At 62.3% G+C, this 22,851-nt stretch carries 24 protein-coding genes; 5 read left to right on the top strand and 19 right to left on the bottom strand.

The window, feature by feature from the left end; genetic code table 11:
* Nucleotides 1-163: 163 nt before the first annotated feature.
* Complete coding sequence (locus C9I57_RS20830) at nucleotides 164-538, top strand: DUF3564 family protein (protein WP_107152604.1); 375 nt, start codon at nucleotides 164-166, stop codon at nucleotides 536-538.
* Between the two features lie 106 nt (nucleotides 539-644).
* Here C9I57_RS20830 and C9I57_RS20825 read toward each other — a convergent pair whose 3' ends face one another.
* Both C9I57_RS20825 and C9I57_RS32815 read right to left on the bottom strand, forming a co-directional pair.
* On the bottom strand, nucleotides 645-1,103 hold the full coding sequence (locus C9I57_RS20825; protein WP_107152521.1) for a universal stress protein: 459 nt from the start codon (nucleotides 1,101-1,103) through the stop codon (nucleotides 645-647).
* A 59-nt stretch (nucleotides 1,104-1,162) separates the two neighbouring features.
* A complete protein-coding gene (locus C9I57_RS32815) occupies nucleotides 1,163-1,306 on the bottom strand; it encodes a hypothetical protein (RefSeq protein ID WP_181321897.1) in 144 nt (47 codons plus the stop codon).
* Between the two features lie 96 nt (nucleotides 1,307-1,402).
* Here C9I57_RS32815 and C9I57_RS20820 point away from each other — a divergent pair, with 96 nt between their 5' ends.
* The gene (locus C9I57_RS20820) at nucleotides 1,403-1,972 is read left to right on the top strand and encodes a hemerythrin domain-containing protein (protein WP_107152603.1); all 570 of its coding nucleotides are present in this window, start codon (nucleotides 1,403-1,405) and stop codon (nucleotides 1,970-1,972) included.
* A gap of 87 nt (nucleotides 1,973-2,059) precedes the next feature.
* On the opposite strand, the gene C9I57_RS20815 is transcribed toward C9I57_RS20820, so the two are convergent.
* The 8 genes from C9I57_RS20815 to C9I57_RS20780 all read right to left on the bottom strand — a co-directional run bounded on the left by C9I57_RS20815 (nucleotide 2,060) and on the right by C9I57_RS20780 (nucleotide 11,639).
* Entirely contained in the window at nucleotides 2,060-3,322 is a 1,263-nt protein-coding gene (locus tag C9I57_RS20815; RefSeq protein ID WP_107152520.1) for an MFS transporter, read from the bottom strand.
* A 14-nt stretch (nucleotides 3,323-3,336) separates the two neighbouring features.
* Nucleotides 3,337-4,134, bottom strand: a complete 798-nt coding sequence (locus C9I57_RS20810) for a peptidylprolyl isomerase (RefSeq protein ID WP_107152602.1) — start codon at nucleotides 4,132-4,134, stop codon at nucleotides 3,337-3,339.
* A 10-nt stretch (nucleotides 4,135-4,144) separates the two neighbouring features.
* Nucleotides 4,145-4,828 carry a respiratory nitrate reductase subunit gamma gene (gene narI / locus C9I57_RS20805; RefSeq protein ID WP_107152519.1) on the bottom strand — a complete coding sequence of 228 codons (684 nt, stop codon included), beginning with the start codon at nucleotides 4,826-4,828 and terminating at the stop codon, nucleotides 4,145-4,147.
* Between the two features lie 27 nt (nucleotides 4,829-4,855).
* Nucleotides 4,856-5,551, bottom strand: coding sequence for a nitrate reductase molybdenum cofactor assembly chaperone (narJ, locus tag C9I57_RS20800; protein ID WP_107152518.1), 696 nt, complete (start codon nucleotides 5,549-5,551; stop codon nucleotides 4,856-4,858).
* Between the two features lies 1 nt (nucleotide 5,552).
* On the bottom strand, nucleotides 5,553-7,079 hold the full coding sequence (gene narH / locus C9I57_RS20795; RefSeq protein WP_107152517.1) for a nitrate reductase subunit beta: 1,527 nt from the start codon (nucleotides 7,077-7,079) through the stop codon (nucleotides 5,553-5,555).
* Nucleotides 7,076-10,819 carry a nitrate reductase subunit alpha gene (locus C9I57_RS20790; protein ID WP_107152516.1) on the bottom strand — a complete coding sequence of 1,248 codons (3,744 nt, stop codon included), beginning with the start codon at nucleotides 10,817-10,819 and terminating at the stop codon, nucleotides 7,076-7,078. The genes narH and C9I57_RS20790 overlap by 4 nt, the downstream gene beginning before the upstream one ends.
* A 22-nt stretch (nucleotides 10,820-10,841) precedes the next feature.
* Nucleotides 10,842-11,090: a UDP-glucose 4-epimerase gene (locus C9I57_RS20785; RefSeq protein WP_107152515.1), complete on the bottom strand. Its 249-nt coding sequence runs from the start codon at nucleotides 11,088-11,090 to the stop codon at nucleotides 10,842-10,844.
* A gap of 114 nt (nucleotides 11,091-11,204) precedes the next feature.
* Complete coding sequence (locus C9I57_RS20780) at nucleotides 11,205-11,639, bottom strand: Hsp20/alpha crystallin family protein (protein WP_107152514.1); 435 nt, start codon at nucleotides 11,637-11,639, stop codon at nucleotides 11,205-11,207.
* A gap of 422 nt (nucleotides 11,640-12,061) precedes the next feature.
* Here C9I57_RS20780 and C9I57_RS20775 point away from each other — a divergent pair, with 422 nt between their 5' ends.
* Entirely contained in the window at nucleotides 12,062-12,370 is a 309-nt protein-coding gene (locus tag C9I57_RS20775; RefSeq protein WP_308836364.1) for a c-type cytochrome, read from the top strand.
* A 156-nt stretch (nucleotides 12,371-12,526) separates the two neighbouring features.
* Here C9I57_RS20775 and C9I57_RS20770 read toward each other — a convergent pair whose 3' ends face one another.
* The 9 genes from C9I57_RS20770 to atpD are packed head-to-tail and all read right to left on the bottom strand — an operon-like array spanning nucleotide 12,527 to nucleotide 19,256.
* Nucleotides 12,527-13,402, bottom strand: coding sequence for a F0F1 ATP synthase subunit gamma (locus C9I57_RS20770; RefSeq protein ID WP_107152512.1), 876 nt, complete (start codon nucleotides 13,400-13,402; stop codon nucleotides 12,527-12,529).
* Nucleotides 13,399-15,009 (bottom strand): F0F1 ATP synthase subunit alpha, encoded by a 1,611-nt coding sequence (locus C9I57_RS20765; RefSeq protein ID WP_107152511.1) that lies wholly within the window; start codon nucleotides 15,007-15,009, stop codon nucleotides 13,399-13,401. The genes C9I57_RS20770 and C9I57_RS20765 overlap by 4 nt, the downstream gene beginning before the upstream one ends.
* Nucleotides 14,993-15,742, bottom strand: a complete 750-nt coding sequence (locus C9I57_RS20760) for a F0F1 ATP synthase subunit delta (RefSeq protein ID WP_107152510.1) — start codon at nucleotides 15,740-15,742, stop codon at nucleotides 14,993-14,995. Before C9I57_RS20760 ends, C9I57_RS20765 begins: the two co-directional genes overlap by 17 nt.
* Nucleotides 15,743-15,749: 7 nt before the next feature.
* The gene (locus C9I57_RS20755) at nucleotides 15,750-15,998 is read right to left on the bottom strand and encodes a F0F1 ATP synthase subunit C (protein WP_107152509.1); all 249 of its coding nucleotides are present in this window, start codon (nucleotides 15,996-15,998) and stop codon (nucleotides 15,750-15,752) included.
* Nucleotides 15,995-16,717: a F0F1 ATP synthase subunit A gene (locus C9I57_RS20750; protein WP_107152508.1), complete on the bottom strand. Its 723-nt coding sequence runs from the start codon at nucleotides 16,715-16,717 to the stop codon at nucleotides 15,995-15,997. Before C9I57_RS20750 ends, C9I57_RS20755 begins: the two co-directional genes overlap by 4 nt.
* Complete coding sequence (locus tag C9I57_RS20745) at nucleotides 16,714-17,007, bottom strand: hypothetical protein (protein ID WP_107152507.1); 294 nt, start codon at nucleotides 17,005-17,007, stop codon at nucleotides 16,714-16,716. The genes C9I57_RS20750 and C9I57_RS20745 overlap by 4 nt, the downstream gene beginning before the upstream one ends.
* On the bottom strand, nucleotides 17,000-17,413 hold the full coding sequence (locus C9I57_RS20740) for an AtpZ/AtpI family protein (protein ID WP_440130232.1): 414 nt from the start codon (nucleotides 17,411-17,413) through the stop codon (nucleotides 17,000-17,002). Before C9I57_RS20740 ends, C9I57_RS20745 begins: the two co-directional genes overlap by 8 nt.
* On the bottom strand, nucleotides 17,314-17,769 hold the full coding sequence (locus tag C9I57_RS20735) for a F0F1 ATP synthase subunit epsilon (RefSeq protein ID WP_107152601.1): 456 nt from the start codon (nucleotides 17,767-17,769) through the stop codon (nucleotides 17,314-17,316). Before C9I57_RS20735 ends, C9I57_RS20740 begins: the two co-directional genes overlap by 100 nt.
* A gap of 11 nt (nucleotides 17,770-17,780) precedes the next feature.
* On the bottom strand, nucleotides 17,781-19,256 hold the full coding sequence (atpD, locus tag C9I57_RS20730; protein ID WP_219909898.1) for a F0F1 ATP synthase subunit beta: 1,476 nt from the start codon (nucleotides 19,254-19,256) through the stop codon (nucleotides 17,781-17,783).
* Nucleotides 19,257-19,618: 362 nt separating this feature from the next.
* On the opposite strand from atpD, the gene C9I57_RS20725 reads away from it, so the two are divergent.
* Both C9I57_RS20725 and C9I57_RS20720 read left to right on the top strand, forming a co-directional pair.
* On the top strand, nucleotides 19,619-21,409 hold the full coding sequence (locus C9I57_RS20725; protein ID WP_107152504.1) for a PHA/PHB synthase family protein: 1,791 nt from the start codon (nucleotides 19,619-19,621) through the stop codon (nucleotides 21,407-21,409).
* A gap of 10 nt (nucleotides 21,410-21,419) precedes the next feature.
* A complete protein-coding gene (locus tag C9I57_RS20720) occupies nucleotides 21,420-22,844 on the top strand; it encodes a bifunctional enoyl-CoA hydratase/phosphate acetyltransferase (protein WP_107152503.1) in 1,425 nt (474 codons plus the stop codon).
* Nucleotides 22,845-22,851 lie beyond the last annotated feature (7 nt).

Raw genomic sequence — 22,851 nt, 5'->3', positions numbered from 1 at the left:
GCCGCCCCTAAACTGAATCGTGCGACATGCCAATGCCGATTGGGCGAAGCGAAGCGGCGACAGTTACTCCGAATGACGCGCATCCGCTGGCCGACCAGGCCTCGAGTCAATACGCGCGCTGAATCGGCGGGATCGCAGCTCGTGCGTGCAGGAGGGCAACATCATGCGAATTACCATCCATCTCGGGATGTTCGATCGTATCGACCCGACGAGCTATGCCATCATCTGGCTCGATGACGATTCACTCAGGTGGTCGCGAGAATCCCACATGGGTTTGCAACTGCCTGGATGGGGAAACCTGCGGCTTAACGCCGAAAGCACCGTGCTCTGTGGAGTACACGATGGCTGGCCGCGGTGCGTGTTGCAAGGTCTTCGGTTGCGCCGGCACGGTGGACCCTTCGAGGGTGAAACAGGATGCGCCCTTTGGTACGAGCGTAACGGATTGGCCGCCAAGACGGGTTCCTGGCACGTGCAATGTATCGACGACACCTCGACTCGGGCCGAATCGAGCGTTTTCGCTGACGAGGACGGCATCTGACGAACGGCGTTCGTCAACTCGCGGCGCGTGTCAACTCGCGGCGAACGGCCGACGGCTGATCACCCTCAATGGGCGGCAGCCCAGTCGCTTCGCCTTCCGGTTGGCGTTACATGCTTTCCTCGTCGTTGTCAGCCCGCACGACCAGGACAGGACGAGTCGCAAAGGTCAGAAATCGCGCTGCGACACTGCCATGCATCAACCGATTGACGCCGCGCCGGCCGTGCGTCCCCATGACGACGAGATCAGCCGCGCAACGCGATGCACAGCGCTCCAGACAACTCGCTATGTCATCGCCTGTCCCGTTGGTCTCGACGAGTTCTTCCTCGCTTGCGATTCCGGCCGATCGAAGGACGTCGCGCGCTTCCGCAAGGATAATGTGCCCCGCCTTGTTGCCCTTCAAGGTCTGCGCATAAGCCTCGCCGGATGCAAGAAGCGACTTCAGGTCGACGACGTGGACCGCGAGCACCGACGCTTGCGCAAGCGCGGCGATTCGCGTCGCTTCCAGCGTGGCCCGTTTCGATGACGCGCTGCCGTCCACGGCAAGCATGATTCTTCGATAAGCCATGATGTTCCTCGCCACGAAGGGTACCGGACGGTTCGCCACCAATTCGCAACGGCGCCGCCTCAAATGTCAGCATCGCGCAATGCTTCGCGCTTCGCATTGACGCCGATCATGTCGAGGCCGATTCGCTCGCCGGCGGGACAGCGTCGATCGATCCGCATGGCCGATTGGCGGTGGCCGACATCGAGCCGCTTGACGTGTGTCAAAGCAACACACTTTTGCTTCAAATACTGTGAAGTTGAAGCACCTCGAACGAGGATGCCATGGAGCTGATTCACCGGTTCCAATTCTCGGAGTCATCCATGCAAGCGATCATGCCCCGCAATGCCACTCAGGTCATTCTCAACGAACACGGGCAACTATCGGCCGTCATCGGCGGGATGCTGCGCTTCGTCGAGCGAGTCGAGGGCGGAGAACAGGTCCCAGGCATCATGGTGCTACGCGCGATGCTTTACTACATTCGCGAGTACCCCGAGCAAGTCCATCATCCGAAGGAGGACTGCTATCTTTTTCCACCGCTGTCCGGTCGCTCGTCCGAACTCGATGCCGTCATCGGGAAGCTCCGATCTCAACATGCCGAGGACGAGAGGCTCGTGCGCGCGCTCGAGGACGCGTTGACGCGCTACGAGCTCAAAGGCGAGCCGGCATTCGCCGAATTGCGCGATCTCGTTCGAGCGTTCGCCGAATTCTACTTCGAGCATATGCGTCTCGAGGAAGAAGTCGTTCTACCAGCCGCGCGCCGGCTACTGACGAACGCGGAGTGGGAAAGGATCGACACCGGCTTCGGCACGAATCGCGACCCGTTCGAAGGAACCGAGCTCGAGGACGACCTCGAGCGGCTGTTCGAGATGATCGTCAAAATCCTTCCCTGATGCGATGTCTCGGTGCATATCGCCCGCGCCTTCTTCCTCTTTCGCGCGGAATCAATGGCGTCAGGCGATGCAACGAGACTGTGGAACCTATGCGATGACCCGCATGCGCCTTACCTCTGACAGATAGATCAAAGTGAGCGACACCCAGACGATTCCGTAAAGGAACATGAAGCAAGTCGACCGCACGCGAAACACATCGAGCAACGCGCCGAAGAAGATCGGCAACAGGAATCCGCCAAGGCCTCCAGCAAGTCCCACGACGCCGGTCACGACCCCCATGTTCTCCGGAAACTCATCCGCGACGTACTTGAATGTCGATGCCATACCGAACGCGAACACGATGCCCAGCATGAACGATATGGCGACGAATCCGCCGACCGGCATGGCAATGCGCAGTGTGGCCGCACCGTCGATCGTATGAATGACAAGGTCGGTGGCCGGATAGGAGAGCACGAACAGACACACCCAAGCGATCCAGAGCCCCCACCATGTCACCGCATGCGCACCGAACCGATCGGCCAGCGCACCGCCGAGCGCGCGCAGCACCGAGCCGGGCAATGAGAATCCGGCTGCAAACGCCGACGCGGCGACAAGTGTCATGCCGTATTCGCTTTTCAGGTACTGAGGGATCCACAACGACAGCGCGGTGAACCCGCCGAAAGTGATCGAGTAATACTGGCACAGGCGCCACACGCGCGGGTCGCGAATCACGCGGAACGAATCGAGCCACGATCCCTTGGCCTTGCCGGCGCCCGGATCGGGCGCCGAGGCCAGCCAAAAGATCACGGCCGTAGCGACGAGCGCGACAGCATACGCTTTCGGCACGAAGCGCCAGCCATACGCCGCCTGCAGCGACGGCGTAACGAAGAGGTTGATCGCCGCGCCGACAGTGCCCGCGCCGAACACGCCCATTGCAAAGCCGCGGCGCTCTGGCGGAAAGAACCGTGCGACGTAGGGCGTGCCGACCGCGAATGATGCGCCGACGCAGCCGAGGAAGAGGCCGATCAGCAGGAATTGCCAGAACTGCGTTGCATAGCTCACCGCGAACACCGGCACTGCGCAGACCAACAGCAGCGTCGTCATCACGATTCGGCCGCCGAAGCGATCCGTCCAGGCGCCAAGCGGGAGCCGCATCAAAGCGCCCGTAAGCACAGGGGTCGATGTCAACAGACCGAATTCCGTGCCGTTCAGATGCAGGTCCTCGCGAAGCTGCACGCCGAGAACACCGAACATCATCCAGACTATGAAGCACATCATGAAGGCAAGCGTGCTCGCGAACAGCACACTCCATGCGCGCGTCGTCACAGCATGTCCATTTACGCCCACCACCGCATCGCTCTGAAAAGCCATCCCCGTTCTCCCAATCATTGCACCAGTGGGTTGGTCGCGCCGCCCAACTCGACGCCGTCAAGGCGCGCGCCGCCGGCGAGGACAGACAGGTATTGCCGCATCGCGTTGCGCCTTACTTGCTCCGACAGGAAGGCGGCAATTGCGCTGGCAATTTCGGCAAACGAGATCGTGTCACCTTCCACCCGGCGATCCACGCGCACGATATGAAAACCGAATCGCGTGTTGACGAGACGGCGCAGCACGCCAACGTCCCGCGTGTCAAACACGGCCGACTCGAACTCGGGCACGGCGTCACCGCGCATCAATTGCCCCAGGCTGCCCCCCACGCCGGCGGATGGGCAATTCGACATCTCCCGCGCCACGGCCTCGAACGTCGTCGGCGAGGCAAGCACAGCCGCGAGGGCGGCTTCGGCACGTCGCCGCAACGGGGCAAGCGGCACGCCGTTCGTCACGGCGAACAGGATGTGACTCGCATAGACGATCTCGTTTCGGCGAAATCGCGCCGCATGACGCTCGTAGTAGCGCTCACACTCCTCGGGGTCTGCGTCCGGCACATGCGTCAATTCGAGTGCGAGCAGAGCATCGATCGTATCGTCGCCGATGGGCGCATCTTCGCCGATGATCCCCAGTGCGACGGCGCGCTGCCTGAGCAGCTCGCGCACGGCCAGTGCCCGTCGGGCCGCGTCGAGCGGATCGGGCGCATGAGCGTGATAAGCGCTTTCAGCCGCGATCGTATCGGCGTCGAATTCGACACCGTTGATGCGCATGCATCCCGCAGCCAGCCTCGATTGGGTTCCAAGCTCGTCGGTCATCGTCATCCTCTCAACGCTTACGCACTATCTGGTACGGGCGAATGACGTAGGCAAGCGACGCTATGCCGCTCCAGATGTGCACCATCCGCGTAAAAGGCGACACGAGAAAAATCGTGAAGCCGAGCAGGATATGCAGCCGGTACGTCAGCGGCACGCCCGCGAGCAAGCTCGCGACATCCGGTCGAAACGTGACGATGCCCTTCACGTAGTCTGTCAGCTGCTCAAACAGGGCGCCGTCCATATGGCGCGTCGACAGGACGACCGTTCCGAGCCCGAGCGCGAGCTGGGCCCACAGCATCAGCACAATCGCGATGTCGGAATTCCGGCTGTTGCGCCTGATGCGCGGATCGCCGAGCCGCCGCACGATCAGAATCGTCAGGCCGACGATCGCCACGGCGCCCGCCGCGCCACCCGCGACCATCGCGACCAACTGGTGCCCCGACGACGAAAGGAACGGCGACACGAGCCAGTTCGGCGCGAGAAACCCCGCGAAATGTCCGAGCACAACGACGAGCACGCCCCAATGGAACAGATTGCTGCCGACCCGCAGCGCACGACGCCGCAACAGCTGCGACGAATCGCTCTTCCATGTGTACTGCTCTCGATCGAAGCGGATCAGGCTGCCAATGATCAGGACGGCGAGACAAACGTACGGATAGATGCCGAAAAGAAACTGATGCAAGTAGTCGTTCATGACTTTCCCTCTATGGGCTGACCGTGCCTACGGCTGCCGGCCGGGCCGTTTGTCGTAGAACCGTATCGTTTCTTCGGCGGGCGCCGTTGCGCCCACGAAGCGCACCGGTTCATCTCCATAGGCGGCGTCAAGCGCGCGATAGTCGGCCGCGCTGGGTCGCTCGGCCTCAGCGTCGTCGTCCGGAAATGTCGGCGCCTCGATAGCCTCGGCACCCATCAGCGGCAATAGCGCGCCGACGAGGAAGCTGTAATGACTGCCACGCCTGGCGAGCTGCTCCGCGATCGCGCGAAGAATCTCGCCTGTCTCGCCGAGCAACGCACGCGCGTCGGGCCCAGGTAGCCGGGACAAGTACTCCAGGAACACCGGCAGGTAATCGGGCAACTCGCCGGGCTTCAGAAAGAGGCCGTGCTGTTCATACATCCGCAGCAGGTCCACCATCGTCTGGCCGCGGTCGCGCGATTCGCCATGGATGTGCTCGAACAGGTGCAGCGACGTGGACCGGCCGCGATCGAACAGTGCGACGTAATTCTCCTGAAGGGTCAGCAGGTCCCGCTCGCGCAAATACTCGAAGAAGCGCTCGAGCCCGGCCTGCTTAGTCTGCAGGGAACGCGCCACATCGCGCATTTGAACTTCGATTGAATCGAGCGCATCGAGCAGCGCTTCGTCCGGGTAATCGAGCAGCGCGGAAAATGCCGCATAGGTCGCGTCGGGTGCCGTACTCATCTCAGGACTCCTGCCGAATCGTAATCGTCTTCGCGCCTTTCCTCGGGCTGAACAGGCTGGCCTCGGAGCGCCCGTCCGAGCAGCCATTGCCGAACGAGAAGCCGCACGACGAGCGCAGCTCGAACGCGTCCTCCGCGTACTCGCGATGAGTCGTCGGAATCACGAACCGGTCTTCGTAGTTGGCGATTGCCAGATAGCGGTACATCTGCTCGGCCTGCCCTCGCGACAAGCCCACCTGCTCGAGTACACCGGGCGCATCGACGCCGTCGACATGTCGAGCGCGCATGAAGGCACGCATAGCGAGCAGCCGCTCAAGCGCGAGTTTCACCGGTGCCTCATCGCCCGCGGTCAGCAGGTTCGCCAAGTAGCGCAGCGGGATTCGCAACGATTCGACATCGGGCAGATAGCCGTTCATTCCGAGCGTGCCACTCGTCGCCGCCGCGTTGATCGGCGACAGTGGCGGCACGTACCAGACCATCGGCAGCGTCCTGTATTCCGGATGCAGCGGAAATGCGATCCGCCACTCGATCGCCATCTTGTACGCGGGAGAACGTCGGGCCGCGTCGAGCCAAGCGGCCGGCACGCCATCGCGTTCCGCCTGACGGACCACTTCAGGGTCGTTCGGATCGAGGAACAGCGAGAGCTGGGCATCGTACAGATCGGTTTCCTGCTCGACACTGGCCGTCTCGGCAATCCGGTCGGCGTCGTATAGCAGCACGCCCAGGTAGCGAATCCGCCCAACGCAGGTCTCCGAACAGACGGTCGGCTGGCCAGCCTCGATGCGCGGATAACAGAAAATGCACTTCTCGGCCTTGCCGCTTTGCCAGTTGTAATAGATCTTCTTGTAGGGACAGCCCGATACGCACATCCGCCAACCGCGACATTTGTCCTGGTCGATCAGCACGATGCCGTCTTCCTCGCGCTTGTAGATCGAGCCGGATGGACACGCGGCGACGCACGCCGGATTCAGGCAGTGCTCGCATAGCCGCGGCAAATACATCATGAAGGTGTTCTCGAACTGCCCGTAGATTTCCTTCTGCACCGCTTCGAAGTTGTAGTCCTTGGCGCGCTTTTCAAACTCGCCGCCGAGGATCTCCTCCCAGTTCGGCCCCCATTCGATCTTCTCGAGCCGCTCGCCACTCACGAGCGAACGTGGCCGCGCCACTGGCATCGCGCGCGCGTCGCCTGCCTGCTGCAGATGTGCGTAGTCGAACGTAAACGGTTCGTAGTAGTCGTCGATCTCCGGCAAATGGGGATTCGCGAAGATCTTCGCGAGCACTCGCCATTTGCCACCGACTCGCGGCTCGATCGTGCCGTTGGCGCGGCGCGTCCAGCCACCGTGCCAGCGATCCTGGTTCTCCCACTCCTTGGGATAGCCGATGCCCGGCTTCGTCTCGACGTTGTTGAACCACGCGTACTCCATGCCTTCGCGGCTCGTCCAGACGTTCTTGCAAGTCACGGAGCATGTATGACAGCCAATGCACTTGTCGAGATTCAGCACCATCGCGATCTGCGCGCGCACCTTCATGACTTCTCTCCTTGATCGGCTTCCCCATCGAGCCAATCGACCCGGTTCATCTTGCGGACGATCAGGAACTCATCGCGATTCGAGCCGACCGTTCCGTAGTAGTTGAAGCCGTACGAGAGCTGTGCATAGCCGCCGATCATATGCGTCGGCTTGAGCGCGACGCGCGTCACCGAGTTGTGGATGCCGCCACGCGTGCCGGTGATTTCCGAGCCGGGCGTGTTCACGATCTTCTCCTGGGCGTGATACATCATCGCCATGCCGGATGGCACCCGCTGACTGACGACAGCCCGCGCGCACAGCGCGCCGTTCGAGTTGTAGCATTCGATCCAGTCGTTATCGACGGCGCCGATCGCCTTCGCATCGTCTTCGGAAATCCAGACGATCGGTCCGCCGCGCGATAGCGTCAGCATCAGCAAGTTATCGGTGTACGTACTGTGAATCCCCCACTTCTGATGCGGTGTGAGGAAGTTCAAGACCCGCTCCGGATTGCCGTTCGACCGCGTGCCGAGCATCTGAGCGTAGCTGCCGGTGTCGACGGGCGGCTTGTAGACACAAAGCGACTCACCAAATGCGCGCATCCACGGATGGTCCTGATAGAGTTGCTGGCGCCCGCTCAGTGTGCGCCACGGCACCAGTTCGTGGACATTGACGTATCCCGCGTTATACGAGACCTGCTCGGACTCGATCCCGCTCCAGGTCGGCGATGAGATGATCTTGCGAGGCTGCGCTTGAAGGTCGCGAAAGCGGATCTTCTCGTCGGCGCGCGCCTCGGCTAGATGGGTGTGGTCGATGCCGGTGATGTCCGACAACGCGCGCCACGCCTTCACCGCAACTTCGCCGTTGGTTTCGGGCGCAAGCGACAGGATTACCTCGGCCGCGTCGAGCGCCGTATCGATGCGCGGACGGCCTTGCGTTGCCCCCTCCTCCGCCACCCGATAGTTGAGCTCGGCGAGAAGCTCGACTTCTTCCTTCGTGTCCCAGCCGATCCCCTTTCCGCCGTTGCCAAGCCGATCCATCAGCGGACCGAGCGATGTGAAACGCCGGTACGCGTTCGGGTAGTCACGCTCGACAACCGTCACTGACGGCATCGTTCGGCCCGGAATCGCTTCACACTCACCGCGCTTCCAATCCCGTACATCGAATGGCTGCGCGAGCTCGCCCGGTGTGTCGTGCGCGATCGGCGCCAGCACGACGTCGCGCTCGACGCCGAGATGCCCCTCGCTCAATTCGGAAAAGCGTTTAGCGATCCCCTTGAAGATCTCCCAGTCGCTTTTCGACTGCCACGCCGGATCGACCGCGGCCGATAGCGGGTGAACGAACGGATGCATGTCGGACGTGTTCATGTCGTCCTTCTCGTACCATGTCGCCGTCGGCAGCACGATGTCCGAGTACATGCACGTCGTTGACATGCGGAAGTCCAGCGTGACGAGCAGGTCGAGCTTGCCGCGCGGCGCGTCATCGCGCCAAATCACCTCTTCCGGACGCGACGCGCCCGTCTTGCCGAGATCATCGCCCTGCACGCCATGCGTCGTGCCGAGCAGGTGTTTGAGGAAGTATTCGTGGCCCTTGCCGGACGAGCCGAGCAGGTTCGAGCGCCAGACGAACAGGTTGCGCGGAAAGTTGTCCGGCGCATCAGGGTCCTCGCAAGCCATCTTCAACTCGCCGGACACGAGCCGCTTCGCGACCTCGGGCGCCGCGTGTGTCGGATCAGTCAGGCTCGCACCGATTCTCAGGGGATTCCCACCCAGTTGTGGCGCGGACGGCAGCCACCCCATGCGCTCAGCGCGGATGTTGTAGTCGATAGGCCGGCCGTGGTAGCGCGTCTTGTCGGCAAGCGGCGACAGCAAAGAGCCAGGATTCATCGGGTCGTAGCGCCACTGATCGGTGTGCGCATAGAAGAACGACGTCGCGTTCATCTGCCGTGGCGGCCGGTTCCAGTCCAGCGCGAACGCGAGCGCGGTCCAACCCGTTTGCGGACGCAGCTTCTCCTGGCCCACATAGTGTGACCAGCCGCCGCCCGGCTTACCCACGCAGCCGCACATGATCAGCATGTTGATGATCGCGCGGTAGGCCATGTCCATATGGAACCAGTGGTTGATGCCCGCGCCGATGATCACCATCGATTTGCCGCGTGTCTTTTCGGCGTTCTCCGCGAACTGCCGTGCCACCGCGATGACGTCGGCGCGCTTCACGCCGGTGATCGCTTCCTGCCACGCCGGCGTGTAGGGCTGATCGTCGTCGTAGCTCGCCGCAATGTCCCGACCGCCAAGGCCTTGGTCGAGCCCATAGTTGGCGACGAACAGGTCGTACACGGTCGCGACGAGCATCTCACCGTCACGTGTGGCGACGCGACGAACCCCTACCTTACGCGACAGCTCCGATCGATGCGATGTGTGATTGAAGTGTGCGTGCGGCTGATTGCCGAAGTACGGAAACAGCACGTCGACCACCGCTTCGTGAGCGTCCTTGCAGGAGAGCCGAGGCGCGAGCGCGGCGCCGCCTGAGGTCCTGGACCGGAGATTCCACTTGCCGTTGTCCGCGTCGTTTTGCTGTCCCCAACGAAACCCGACCGAGCCGAGCGGCACCACGTAGTCGCCCGTCGCATCGTCGATCATCACCGTCTTCCAGTCGGGATGCGCCGTTTCGCCGAGCGCGTCGTCGAAATCCGAGGCGCGCACGAGGCGGTCAGGGACGTAGCCGTCACCGTGCGGCAGGAGCCGCACGATGCACGGCATGTCCGTGTAACGCTTGCAATAGTCGATGAAATAGTCGCTCTTTCCGGCCAAATGGAATTCCTTCAGGATCACATGGCCCATTGCGAGCGCGAGCGCCGCGTCCGTTCCCTGTTTCGGATGCAGCCATAGATCGCCGAACTTCGCGCCTTCGGCATAATCGGGGAATACCGAAACGACCTTCGTGCCGCGATATCGCGCCTCGACGAGGAAGTGCGCGTCTGGCGTGCGCGTCTGCGGGACATTGGAGCCCCACATGATGATGAACGTCGAGTTATACCAGTCGGCGGATTCCGGTACGTCCGTCTGTTCGCCCCACGTCTGTGGAGACGCGGGTGGCAGATCGCAATACCAATCGTAAAAGCTTAGGCACACACCGCCGATCAACGAAAGATAGCGCGAGCCCGCCGCATACGACACCATCGACATCGCAGGAATCGGCGAAAAGCCCACGACTCGGTCCGGGCCATAGTGCGCGACCGTGTACACGTTGGCCGCCGCGACGATCTCGTTCACCTCGTCCCAGGTCGAACGTACGAAGCCGCCCAGGCCGCGCCGGCTCTGGTATTCGCGGCGCGCATCGGCATCCTCGACGATCGAGCGCCACGCGTCGACGGGCGCGAGCGTCCGGCGGTGCTCGCGCCACTGCCGTACCAGTGCGCTGCGCACGAGCGGATACTTGAGGCGATTCGCGCTGTACAGATACCAGGAATAAGATGCGCCCCGCGAGCAGCCACGCGGCTCGTGGTTCGGCATATCCGGACGCGTGCGTGGATAATCGGTCTGCTGTGTCTCCCAGGTAACGATGCCGCCCTTCACATAGACCTTCCACGAGCATGAGCCGGTGCAGTTCACGCCATGCGTTGAACGGACGACCTTGTCATGCTGCCAGCGCTTGCGATAGCCGTCCTCCCATTTCCGGTCCTCGTCGGTTACGGCACCGTGACCGTCCGAGAACTGCGGTCTCGATGTCGTGAAATAGCGCAGGCGGTCCAGGAAATGGCTCATGCACGATCTCCGTCAGATTTCATCACCCCTCTCCGCTACAAAGGATCGAGTGCGCCATTTTCCGTTCGATCCAGACCAATCCCTCGCGCAAGCCATCCAGCACCGCTTCCCGCTCCGTCTCGAAGACCCGGTGATGCTTGAATTGGTGCGCGAATTTCCGCGTTTCATCGTTGTGCTCAACCTCGATCGCGCATGTGAAACCACCGGGTACCTGATCGACCCTGGCGGAAACCGCCCAATCGCTGTCGCTGACCTTTCCCGACATCGTCATGATGAATGCCTCGTTGGTGCCCGTAGTCTTGTGGTGTCAAGCGAATTCCCCTGAGCCGCGAGAAGTGCTCGGCAGTTCACGCACCGCCGAGCCCGAAGACATGGCGCTCTCCGCTCAGTTGATCTGCAGGCGCTTTTGGGGTGCATCCTTCTTCTTTGTCAGCGTCAGGGACAACACGCCGTCCTGATACTGAGCAGACGATGCGCCTTCATCGATGTCCGTGCCAAGCGAGAATGAGCGGCTGATGAGACCGGAATAGCGTTCGCGGCGGATCACTTGCTCACCATCTCTCGACTCTTTTTGACGATCCGCTTTCGCGCTGATCGAAACGACGTTGCCGTCGATCTTGACGTCGATGTCCTTCTTGTCGACGCCCGGCAGTTCGGCTTTCACCGTATAGGCACCGTCGCTCTCGGCAACATCGATCTTGATATCGGAAAGCGGCAGGTCACCATCGAACGTCAAATTCCGCATCGGGCGGAAGAAGCCCTGGAACAGATCGGAGAACGGTTCCATCGAAAATGGGTCATAACGTGTCAAATTGCTCATTGCATTCACTCCTCGAGCTGATATGAGTTGAGTGGTTCGCTCATGCTCCCAACAAGACGACGCTCACGCATCGGACTATTCCGTCGCTCCAGTTGCAACCCCGGTTCAGACTCGCGGTCGGTCGGCACGAGACGGAGTAAGACCACTCTAGACAGCGCCGAGACGGCCCGGTTGATGCGCATCAACTCATCGCCGAATCGATATACGCCGGGCGTCTCGGATGCGCGTTACTTCCGTCGCTGAGCGTCGCCCCGTCGCCAAGGCGAGGTCGGACGTGACGACAACGGCGGCTGCGTGCCTGTGCGCGCCCCGCTTGACGCGCGTCAACGCGAAATGCAGCCGCAGCCGTAGACTGAAGCGAATGCAAATGGCGCACTCAGGTACTTGCGATGAACGGCTTGCACAAAGGATGGATGATCGGAATGGCCGGCCTACTGGCTGGCTTGCACTGTTGGACGGCATTGGCAAAGCCGGAGCCCACCGACCTGATCGATGAGCAGCACTGCATGTTCTGCCATACGATCGACGCGCCGTTTCTCGCACCGTCGTTCCGACAGATTGCCGATCGCTATCGTGATCAACCGAACGCGAGCGTGATGCTCGAGAACAAGCTACGCAAGGGCGGGAGGGCTCATTGGGGCGACACCCAGATGCCATTACCCGCGGAACGTGGCGGCCCGATCTCTCGGCAGGACGCGCACAAGCTCGTGCAATGGGTACTGAGCCAGTAAGAGCGCCAGAGCGCAGGACCGCCTCGCTCCGGCCGGATTCGACGAGCTAGCAAGCGACAGCGCATCACGGTGATGCTGATGCAGATGTTATGAATTGCATTGGAGATGCTTCCGCACGCCTGGCGCGTGAAATCGGACTGACTGCGGATCGGGATGCTACAGGGTACACAGGGTACCCGTTGCGAGCTCCAAAATGTCGGACGTGATCTCGTCCTGCCGCGCGCGACGGTAGCTTCCAGAAAGCTCATCGATCTTCGTGGCGATATTCGATCGAGCTGCCGTCATCGCCTTCACACGAGCTTCGTTTTCCGCGGCAAACGAAAGCATCGCCGCTTCGCATAGCTCGACGAATACATACCACTGGGCAAGCCCTGTCAACAAACGCATCGCTGGCAGAGTGTGAAGCGGTGGCAGCGCGCGAGGCGCCGTTTTGAAGCGTCCATAATCGAACGGCAGGAGTCTGTGCTCGACGATCTCGAGACGCGACGCGAAACCCGGCGCTGCATGAACCAGCGATACGTACTTCACCTCACTACTGGACCCCGCCTCGAGGCACTCATATAGCGCGTCGGTGATGTGCCTGGCGAGACGCGGCACGTCGTCCGCTCGTGAGGCCATGGCCGTGGACCACGCAACGGGCAAGCCGTACTGCTCGCCGAGCATTGCGCCGCGCGTGCCCGCAATCAGGAATTCGCACGGTGGTACGGGGGCGATTGCGCAACGGGCGGCGCGCTCGACGATCAGCTCGTTGAATGCGCCGACGAATCCTTGCTCAGCACTAAGTACGATGACGATGTGCCGCCCCCCTGCGGACACGGGCACATCGCGCTCGCCGCTGCGCTCATGGCCACCGATCGCCAGCGCATCGCCGATCGCGGCGCCGACGGTCGCCGCGGCCTCTCGTATTCCGGCCAGTTGGGCCTGCGCCTCGTTCGCGCGAGCGGCGGCAACACCGCGCATTGCAGTGACGACCGCCTCCAACTGGCGCGCGGTTGCAACGCGAGCGGCGATCTCTGTGGGTTTCTCGCTCATTTTCCGGCCACACTCGGCGGCAAATCGGTTGACGGCGCGATTTGCTCGAACGTCCGCGGATCGACGACGGAATCCGTGGTGTCGACGCTCGCGACCTGCTTGACGAGTTCAGTCACCGAGTCGGCCAGCCGGGCAAGCGGCGCGGCGTCGGCGCTCTCCATGGAGAGCGCCGCGCCGTCAGGCAGCAACGCGACTTGCGCGGTGAGCCACGCGCGCAACTGCTCCCGTACGCGTTGGGCGACTTCGGCTGAAACTTCATCGAACGCGCCATGGATCAGAGCTGCAAGCAATACGACTTGGTCCATCGTTCGCAGCCCCTGAAACCGCGGCTGCGTGATCAATGCTCGAATACGTTCGCCTCTCGCGATTCTCGCCTTTACGCGCGCATCGGTCAGACCGCCGAAGCGAGTAAACATCTCCAGTTCGAGAAACTGCGCGTACTCGAGCCGCAAGCGCCCCGACACCTCATGGAGTGCGCGAGGCTGAGCCTTGCCGCCCACACGGCTCACGCTGAGACCGACGTCGACCGCCGGGCGCTGATTCGCCGCGAACAAGGCAGCGTCGAGAACGATCTGGCCATCGGCTATCGATATCAAGTTGGTCGGAATATATCCGGATAAATTGCCCGCATCGGTCTCGGCGATCGGAAGCGCGGTAAGCGAGCCGCCGCCTAGCTTCGCCGATAGCTTCGCGGCGCGTTCGAGCAGACGTGCGTGAACATGAAAAATGTCGCCGGGGTACGCCTCTCGACCCGGTGGCTCGCGCGTGAGCAACGCGAGCTCTCGGTGCGTCGCTGCATGCTTGGTTAGATCGTCGATCACGATGAGGGCATGCTGTCCTCGGTCGCGGAAATATTCCGCGATCGTCATGCCGGCGAATGGTGCGATCCATTGCATGCCCGGTGCTGAAGCGGCCGATGCCACGACGAAGACGCATCGCTCGGGCGCTCCGTGCTCGCGCACCGCCTCGATCACGCGCTCGACGGCAGTTGCACGTTGTCCCACCGCGACGTAGACGCAAACGACGTCCGAGGTCTTTTGATTGATGATCGTATCCACGGCGAGCGAGGTCTTTCCAGTCGCGCGATCGCCGATGATGAGTTCGCGCTGTCCGCGCCCGATCGCAAAAAGCGCGTCGACCACCAATACGCCGGTTTCAAGCGATTCGGCGACCAGATCTCGGTCAACGATCGCCGGTGCCGGACGCTCGATCGGCGATATTTCCACCGGACTTACCGCTTCGGCGCGATCGAGCGGACGGCCCAATGCGTCGACGACGCGCCCGAGCAACTGCGGCCCGACCGGAACCTGAAGCGTTTTACCGGTCCTCGTCACGAGCGAACCCGCGTCGATTGCACCATCCTCATCGAGCAGTACAACGCTGATCGTCTTTTCATCGAGCGTATGCGCGAAGCCGACCGCGCCGCTCCGAAAGCGCAGCACTTCGTCGAGCATCGCATCGGGCAAGCCCGAGACGTACGCAATGCCATCGGCGAAACGTTCGACGCGGCCAACCGTCTGCACTGCCGGCGCCAACGCTATGCGCGCGAGCCTTTCCCGCTGGCGAGACAGCCAGACGGCATCGTCCATTTCAGGCGTCTGCTCCATCGTCGTTCGTCAGTGTTGCCTCGATCTGCTCGATGTCATGGCGAAAACTGTTTCGTACATGCAAACAAGAACCATCCAGTTCCACGCCAGCAATCAAGGAAGGGTCGATATGAACGTCAAGCGTCACCGGCCGGGCCAGGCATGCCGCGAGCGTGGCACGGCACGCCTGCTCCTCGCGCTCGCTTAGCGCGCGCGCCACGGTGAGTCTTAGCGCCGCGGCGCCGGCACCCAGTTCCGCGCGTGCTTCGTCGGGCAGGTGCCCGATACCATCGATCAATCCGTCGATGAAACCATCGACGCGCGCACTTTCCGGCAGCCGATCAAGCAGCTTTTCCGCGATATCGACTGCCAGCCGCGTCGCGCGTATGCCAACGCTGCGTGCGCGCGTCGCGCGGCTCGCCTCGATCTCTGCTGTCGCCGTTTGGCGCAGCGCGTCGACTTCTTCCCGAGCACTCGCCAATAGCGCGGCCCGTTCCGCTTCAACATCAACCTGAACCCGCCGCAACGCCTCGTTCCGGCCACTAGCCAGCCGCTCAGCCTCTTGCATTGCGGCCTTACGCTCGGCTTCGGCGGCAACGCGTATAGCCTGCGCATCCTGGAGGAGCTTGCGCGCAGCATCCTGACGCTTGGTGACGATCTCAGCAATCGGCCGGAACAAAAACCGCGCGAGCAGCCAGACGAGCAGGAGCGCATTGAACGTTTGCAGCGCGAGCGTGGACCAGTCGATGCGCATCGCCCACTCACTTCACGAACGGGTTGGCAAAAAGCAGCAGCAAGGCGACGACCAGGCAGTAGATGGCCATTGTTTCGATCATCGCGAGGCCGACAAACAACGTACGTGACAGCGTGCCGGCCGAGTCCGGCTGGCGGGCAATTGCATCCATTGCCGCGGCAACCGCGCGACCTTCCGCGAGCGCCGGTCCGATCGCACCGAATGAGACGGCGAGCGCGGCCGCCGCGATGCTGATGATCTCGATCAGATTACTCATGTCGTTTTCCGCGTGTCGTCGTGAGGATTGACCTGAATGGTGTCGGTGGTATCGCGGGTCTCGTCGATGGCGGCACCGATGAAGACCATCGCAAGCACGGTAAAGATGTAGGCCTGCACCGCCCCGGTCAACAATTCGAGCGCCATGAGCGGAATCGGCACGATAAGACCGGCAAGCGACAGCACGATGCCGATCACGAATACGCCGCTCATCACGTTGCCGAACAGACGCACGACAAGCGAGAATGTGCGCGTGATCTGCTCGATGACGTTCAACGGGATCATGATCCAGGAGGGCTTCGCAAACGTCCCGAGGTAACCGCCTATGCCACGTGTCCTGATGCCGTGGTACACGGTGGCACCTAGAACCACGAGCGCAAGCGCCGCGTCGGTCTCCAAGCGCGCCGTTGGTGGTTCGACGCCGGGCAGAAGGGAGGACCAGTTCGCAACGAGAATGAAAACGAATAGCGTTCCGATGAGCGCGCGGTATGGCGCCGGATTAGTCTGCATCGTGTCCCGAATCTGCTCGTCGATCGTGCCGACGAAGAGCTCGAGCACACATTGCAACTTTGACGGCTCTTCGATGCTAAGTCGTCGGCGAACCCGCCAGGCGACGCACACGAGCAACGCCATGATCGTCCATGTCACGACGACCGGGACCGAGATGGGTAACGCCCAAATGTGCCAGAGCGGCGTCGTTTCGAGCGGTGAGCGGCTCATGTTCGCGGATCCGAAAAACGCAGCGTCGCGCGTAGCACCGCCCGGCGCGCAAGCAAGATACCGGTCAGGCCCGCGAGGAGCGGAAACGCGCCAAATCGCGCGAGCGCGAAGAGCGCAGCCGAGGTCGCAGCAACGCGCGCAACTTGAAGCGCAAGCGCCCATCGCATGCAGCCTCGGCCAAACAGCGAGCCGTTAAAGCGCAGCAATAAGAAGTGGCCGCCACCTACGAGCAGCCCGGCGAATAGCGAGGATGCGGCATGTAGCCAGCCGACGCCCGAGATGCTAGTCATGATCGTTCTGCTGTTGGCGATGCATCCATTTCCAGGCAAACCAGAATCCGAGTGCCGCGCCTATCATCAAAAGCGGCGCGGAAAAGAGAATGCGGTTGCCCGATACGTGATCGAGCCAACGCCCGAGCGCGAGCCCTGCAAGCGTCGGCACAACGATCGTCCAGCCCAGGATTCCGATCTGCGCAAGACGGCTACCGATCGAGGGCTCGGGATCTCGCTCTCCCCGTTCGTGACGCTTGGATGCTCGACGCGCGGCCGCTTCGAGATCGTCGATGGCGCGCTTCGCTCGTGAGCGCTGATCGTCGGTCATGGCGGCAGCTCCGAACGTTCCTGAGGACCTTGGCTCTGGCCTGCCTTGGCCGGCCTCAAATACCGCATGAGTTGCCGTATCGCGTGCGCATGTAATCGGGTTTGCTCGACTCGCGCACGGCGCTCCGCATCGGCTTGCGCCGCGCGGGCGCGCCGCACATCCGCTTCGAGTCGTTCGAGCGATTCACCCTCAATGGCCTGGCGACACGCAATCGTGATATGGCTGCCGCGCGACACACGCAATACGCCTCCGTCCACGGCGCAAAAATGGATCGATCCGTCCGAAGTGCGCCAACGCACGACGCAGGCACCAAGCAGCGTGACAAAATCCGCATGGCCGGGTCGAATCCCGAACGACCCGCTATCATCCTCGGCACGCAGAGAGACAATATCGAGGTCCTTGACGACGACGCAAGAAGGCGTCGTCAGTGTCAGATGGAGGTCGGAGCGCATCATTCGCCTCCTTATGCGCCGGCGGCTCGACGGGCCGCTGCATGCGCGTCTCGCGTCGCTTCTTCTTTCGCCCGCGCTTCGCTCAGCGCGCCCACCATGTAAAGCGAGCTTTCCTGCCAATCGTCGCACTCGCCGTTCAGGATCGCCTTGCATCCTGCGATCGTTTCGTCAATCGAGACGGAACAGCCGGCTTGCCCCGTGAACGCCTCCGTGACGGCGAAAGGCTGCGTGAGGAAACGCTGCAGGCGGCGCGCGCGTTCGACCGTGCGCCGATCGTCGGCACCGAGTTCCTCGATCCCGAGCAATGCGATGACGTCCTGCAGTTCCCGGTAGTGCGCCACAGCGCGCCGCACCTCGTTTGCCACCGCCACATGTTCGGCGCCGACGACCAGGGGATCAAGCAGGATCGACGACGAAGCGATAGGGTCGATTGCAGGATAGATGCCCTCGGCGGCCATCGCGCGCGACAAAACGATCATACTGTCGACGTGCGCAGCGATCGTCGTAACAGCCGGATCCGTGAAATCGTCCGCGGGGACATAGACAGCTTCGATTGCCGTCACGGCGACATCGCCGACGGAGACGATCCGCTCCTGCAAGGCCGCTACCTCGCTCGCGAGTGTCGGCTGATAACCGACGCGAGAAGGAAGCCGTCCGAGCAGCCCCGAGACCTCGGCACCGGCCTGCACGAATCGAAATACGTTGTCCATCAAGAGAAGCACATTCTGCTCGCGTTCGTCGCGGAAGTACTCGGCGATCGTCAACGCAGTCAAAGGCACGCGCCATCGGGCGCCGGGCGGCTCGTTCATTTGCCCATAGACGAGCACCGCGCGGCCGAGCACCCCGGAGCTGCGCATGTCGAGCAGCATTTCATGCCCTTCGCGCGAACGTTCGCCCACGCCGGCAAACACCGAAATACCCTGATAACGTTCGACCATGGCATGGATGAGTTCCATCACGAGGACCGTCTTGCCCACGCCGGCGCCTCCGAACATCGCCGCCTTGCTGCCCTGAGCCAGCGGGGCGAGCAGATCGATGACCTTGATGCCCGTCGAAAAAATGGTGCTGGCCCGTCCCCGTGCGGCGATAGGCGGTGCCGGACGATGAATCGGCCTCTTGTCGACATCATCGCTCAGCGACGGACCGCCGTCGCGCGTCGTGCCCGTCACGTCGATCAAACGCCCGAGGACCGGCTCGCCCACGGGTACCCGGATCGGTCCGCCGAGTGCACGAGCCTGCGCGCCTCGGCACAAGCCAGCCGTGGAACGGATGGCAAGCGCACGAGCTGCAGTGTCGCTCAAGTGAGCCTGCACTTCGGCGAGCACGGGCGTGTCGCTGTCAGGACCAATGATCAGTGCGTCGTCGATCGCAGGAAGCGGATGGCCGGCGAAGTCAATATCGATCACTGCGCCCCGCACAGCGATGACGCGGCCCCCACCCGCATTCGAGCGCACCGCACTAACGGCCGTCGTACCAACTTGCAACACGAATGGTTCCCCCTGATCGGAAACGATTGCTTCGCGCGAAATCCGGACGCGGATTCATGCCTCGCCTAGCGAGATCTTCGCAAGTGAACCAGGCGGCGGCTTGATCGACGTCAAGCGCTCGAGCTTTCATCGGATGTCTGTCTCCCGCTTTGAAAAAATGCCATCCTCCTTGTCCGCTCGAAGCGACCAAAGTCAACGAAGGGCATCGCGATTGACGCAAATCAGACGACTTGTCTCACTGGCTAGGTAAATTGACTCCGAGCGCCCCGCTCACATATGGCTGCCTGGCAGAAAGAAACGATCGGTTCGCTCACGCTGGGGAACCTACTGTCATCGAAGCCCATTTCCAGCTAAGGAGCCCGATGGACACTCGACTGAAGCCCGCACTGGCTCGCGGCGGCGACACAACGAGGGAACCCAAGCCCGGACGCGTGTCGGATAGCCCGTTTCGTGAACTCGATCATGCGAAGCAGGCGTTCATTGCACGCGTCACTGCCGGGTTTTCGCCGGCGGCACTCACCCTTGCTTTTGCCGATTGGTTCATCCATATGATTGCCGCCCCCGGCAAGCGACTGGAGCTTGCCTCGCTGGCCGCGAGCAACGCCGCGCGACTGATCGTAGAGGCGACGGAAGCACCGGCGTGCGAACCTCCGCCTTCGCATGCGCCGACGCTACAAAGCGATGACCGCTTCTTTGCCCCTGCATGGCAAATTGAGCCCTTTCGCTTCTGGAAACAGGCGTTCTTGCTGACTGAGCAATGGTGGAGCGCAGCAACCCATGAGGTTCCCGGCACGACCCGCCATCATGAAGATGTCGTTTCCTTCGTCGCGAGACAATGGCTCGACATCCTCGCGCCAGCAAACTTCATATTGTCCAACCCCGAAGTGTTGCTCCATACGCTCGCCACGTGCGGCGCCAATCTGGTGCAAGGCGCTTGCAACGCGATCGAGGATGCCGAGCGTATCGCGGCACGAAACCCACCGGTAGGCGCCGAAACATTCAGGGCCGGCCTCGACGTCGCGACCACGCCTGGCAGCGTGGTCTTTCGCAACCATCTGATCGAGCTGATCCAGTATCAGCCGACGACGGCTACGGTGGCGGCCGAGCCGATCCTGATCGTGCCGGCCTGGATCATGAAGTACTACATCCTCGACCTATCGCCGCACAACTCGCTGATCCGCTATCTCGTCGATGCCGGACATACGGTTTTCTGCATTTCCTGGCGCAATGTCGAAGAGAAAGACCGCAATCTCGGGCTCGACGACTACCGCGAAAGTGGCGTCATGGCAGCACTCGATAGCGTCTCGAGCATCATGCCGGATCGGAAGATCCACGCAACCGGCTACTGTCTCGGCGGAACGATCTTGGCCATCGCAGCGGCCGCGATGGCAAACGACCATGACGATCGGCTCGCGTCGGTGACGCTCTTGGCAGCACAAACCGATTTCACGGAACCAGGCGAGCTTCAACTGTTCATCGATGACAGCCAGGTCTATTTTCTCGAAAGCATGATGTGGGACCGTGGCTATCTTGGCGCCAATCAGATGGCGAGCTCGTTTCGACTTCTGCAATCGAGCGACTTGATTTGGTCGCGCGTTGTCCATGACTACCTGCTGGGCACACGCTCGCCGATGACCGACCTGATGGCGTGGAACACCGATACGACGCGTATGCCATACCGGATGCATTCCGAGTACCTGCGCAAGCTCTTTCTCGACAATGATCTTGCGAGCGCTCGCTATGAAGTCGACGGCCGGCCGATTGCACTAAGCAACCTTCGAATGCCGCTCTTCGTCGTGGGGACGGAGCGTGACCACATCGCGCCGTGGCGCTCGGTCTACAAGATCCATTACCTGTCCGATACCGATGTGACGTTCGTGCTCGCAAGCGGCGGACATAACGCCGGCATCGTCAGCGAACCCGGGCACGCGCACCGCGAGTTCCGCATGAAGCGCACGCCCGCCACCGATATGAATGTCGGGCCGCAGGAATGGGTCGCCGCGGCCGAGCGTTTCGACGGCTCCTGGTGGCCCGCATGGCACGAATGGCTCGCCGCGCATTCGTCCGACGTACACGTCGCGCCGCCGCCCACGGGCTCGCCCGGCTTGCCCCCGCTTGGCGACGCGCCGGGCACCTACATCTTTCAAAAATGAAGCGACAGCCGTGGACGATCATCTCATCCATAACCGGCCGTTCGACGATCTGACGATCGGCGAATCGGCGACGCTCACGCGCACCGCCGCGCGCGATGACATTGCCCTCTTTACGACTATATCGGGCGATCTCGATCCGGCACATCTCGACGCTGCTCACGCCGCCGATAATTCTTCGGGCCACGTCGTCGTGTATGGGACTTGGACGGTGGCGCTCGTGTCCGCGGTCCTCGCCTCAAAGCTGCCGGGCCCCGGCACCCTCTATTTGGACCAGGCGTTCGAATTCCAGCATCCGATCGCGCCAGGCGATACGATCACCGCCACCGTAACCGTCAAGGAGAAGCTTCCGCAAACGCATGCCGTGCTGCTCGACATACGATGCGCGAATCAAAGGGACGATGTCGTGATGACCGGAACAGCAACGGTGATCGCGCCGACACGTCCGATAGTCTGGCCACGCGTCCCTCACTCCGAAGCGGTGACTCGCCGTCATGGCCGCTATGAAGCATTCATTCGCGAGGCGCGCATTCAACCGGCTCTGCGTACAGCGATCGTTCATCCATGCTCGCCCGAGGCGATCCAAGCGGCGGTCGAAGCACGCGACGAAAATTTGCTCGCCCCTGTCTTGGTCGGCCCCGAGGCGAAGATCCGCGCAGCGGCGGAGGCGGCTCACGTCAGTCTCGACGGAATCCCGATCGAACCCGCGGAGCATAGTCATGCAGCCGCCGCGCGGGCAGTGGAGCTCGGCGCCTCAGGTCGGGTCGAGGCGCTGATGAAAGGGAGTCTGCACACGGACGAGCTGCTCCACGCCGTGCTCGCACCGGCATCGGGATTGCGCACCGGGCGGCGCGTGAGCCACGTCTATGCCATGGATATCCCGGGATATCCGAAGCCTCTCGTCATTACCGATGCCGCAATCAACATCGCGCCGACCCTCGACGATAAGCGCGACATCTGCCAGAACGCCATCGACTTGCTGAAGTTGATGGGCATCCCCGAACCGCGCGTCGCCGTCTTGGCCGCCGTCGAAACAGTGAGTGCGAAAATGCCCGCGACGCTCGATGCGGCCGCGCTCACGGTGATGGCGGCACGCGGGCAAATCACCGGCGGGCTCGTCGACGGTCCGCTCGCCTTCGACAATGCAATCAGCGTCGCCGCGGCCCAGATCAAAGGGATCGTCTCGCCCGTTGCCGGACGGGCCGACATTCTGCTCGTGCCGGACCTGGAAGCCGGCAATATGCTTTGCAAGCAGTTGATGTACTTCGCCGGCGCCGACGCGGCAGGGCTCGTATTGGGCGCACGCTTGCCGATCATTCTGACGAGCCGCGCCGACTCATTGCGAGTGCGCCTCGCTTCCGCCGCACTCGCAAAGCTCCTCGCCGAACGCACACGCCAAGCCGCAGCGCCGTCTCAGCGGCCAGCCGTAGCTGGCTGAATCATCT

Source organism: Trinickia symbiotica (assembly GCF_003028655.1).
Classification (GTDB): Bacteria; Pseudomonadota; Gammaproteobacteria; order Burkholderiales; family Burkholderiaceae; genus Trinickia; species Trinickia symbiotica_A.
This window is presented reverse-complemented; position numbering and strand designations above follow the sequence as displayed.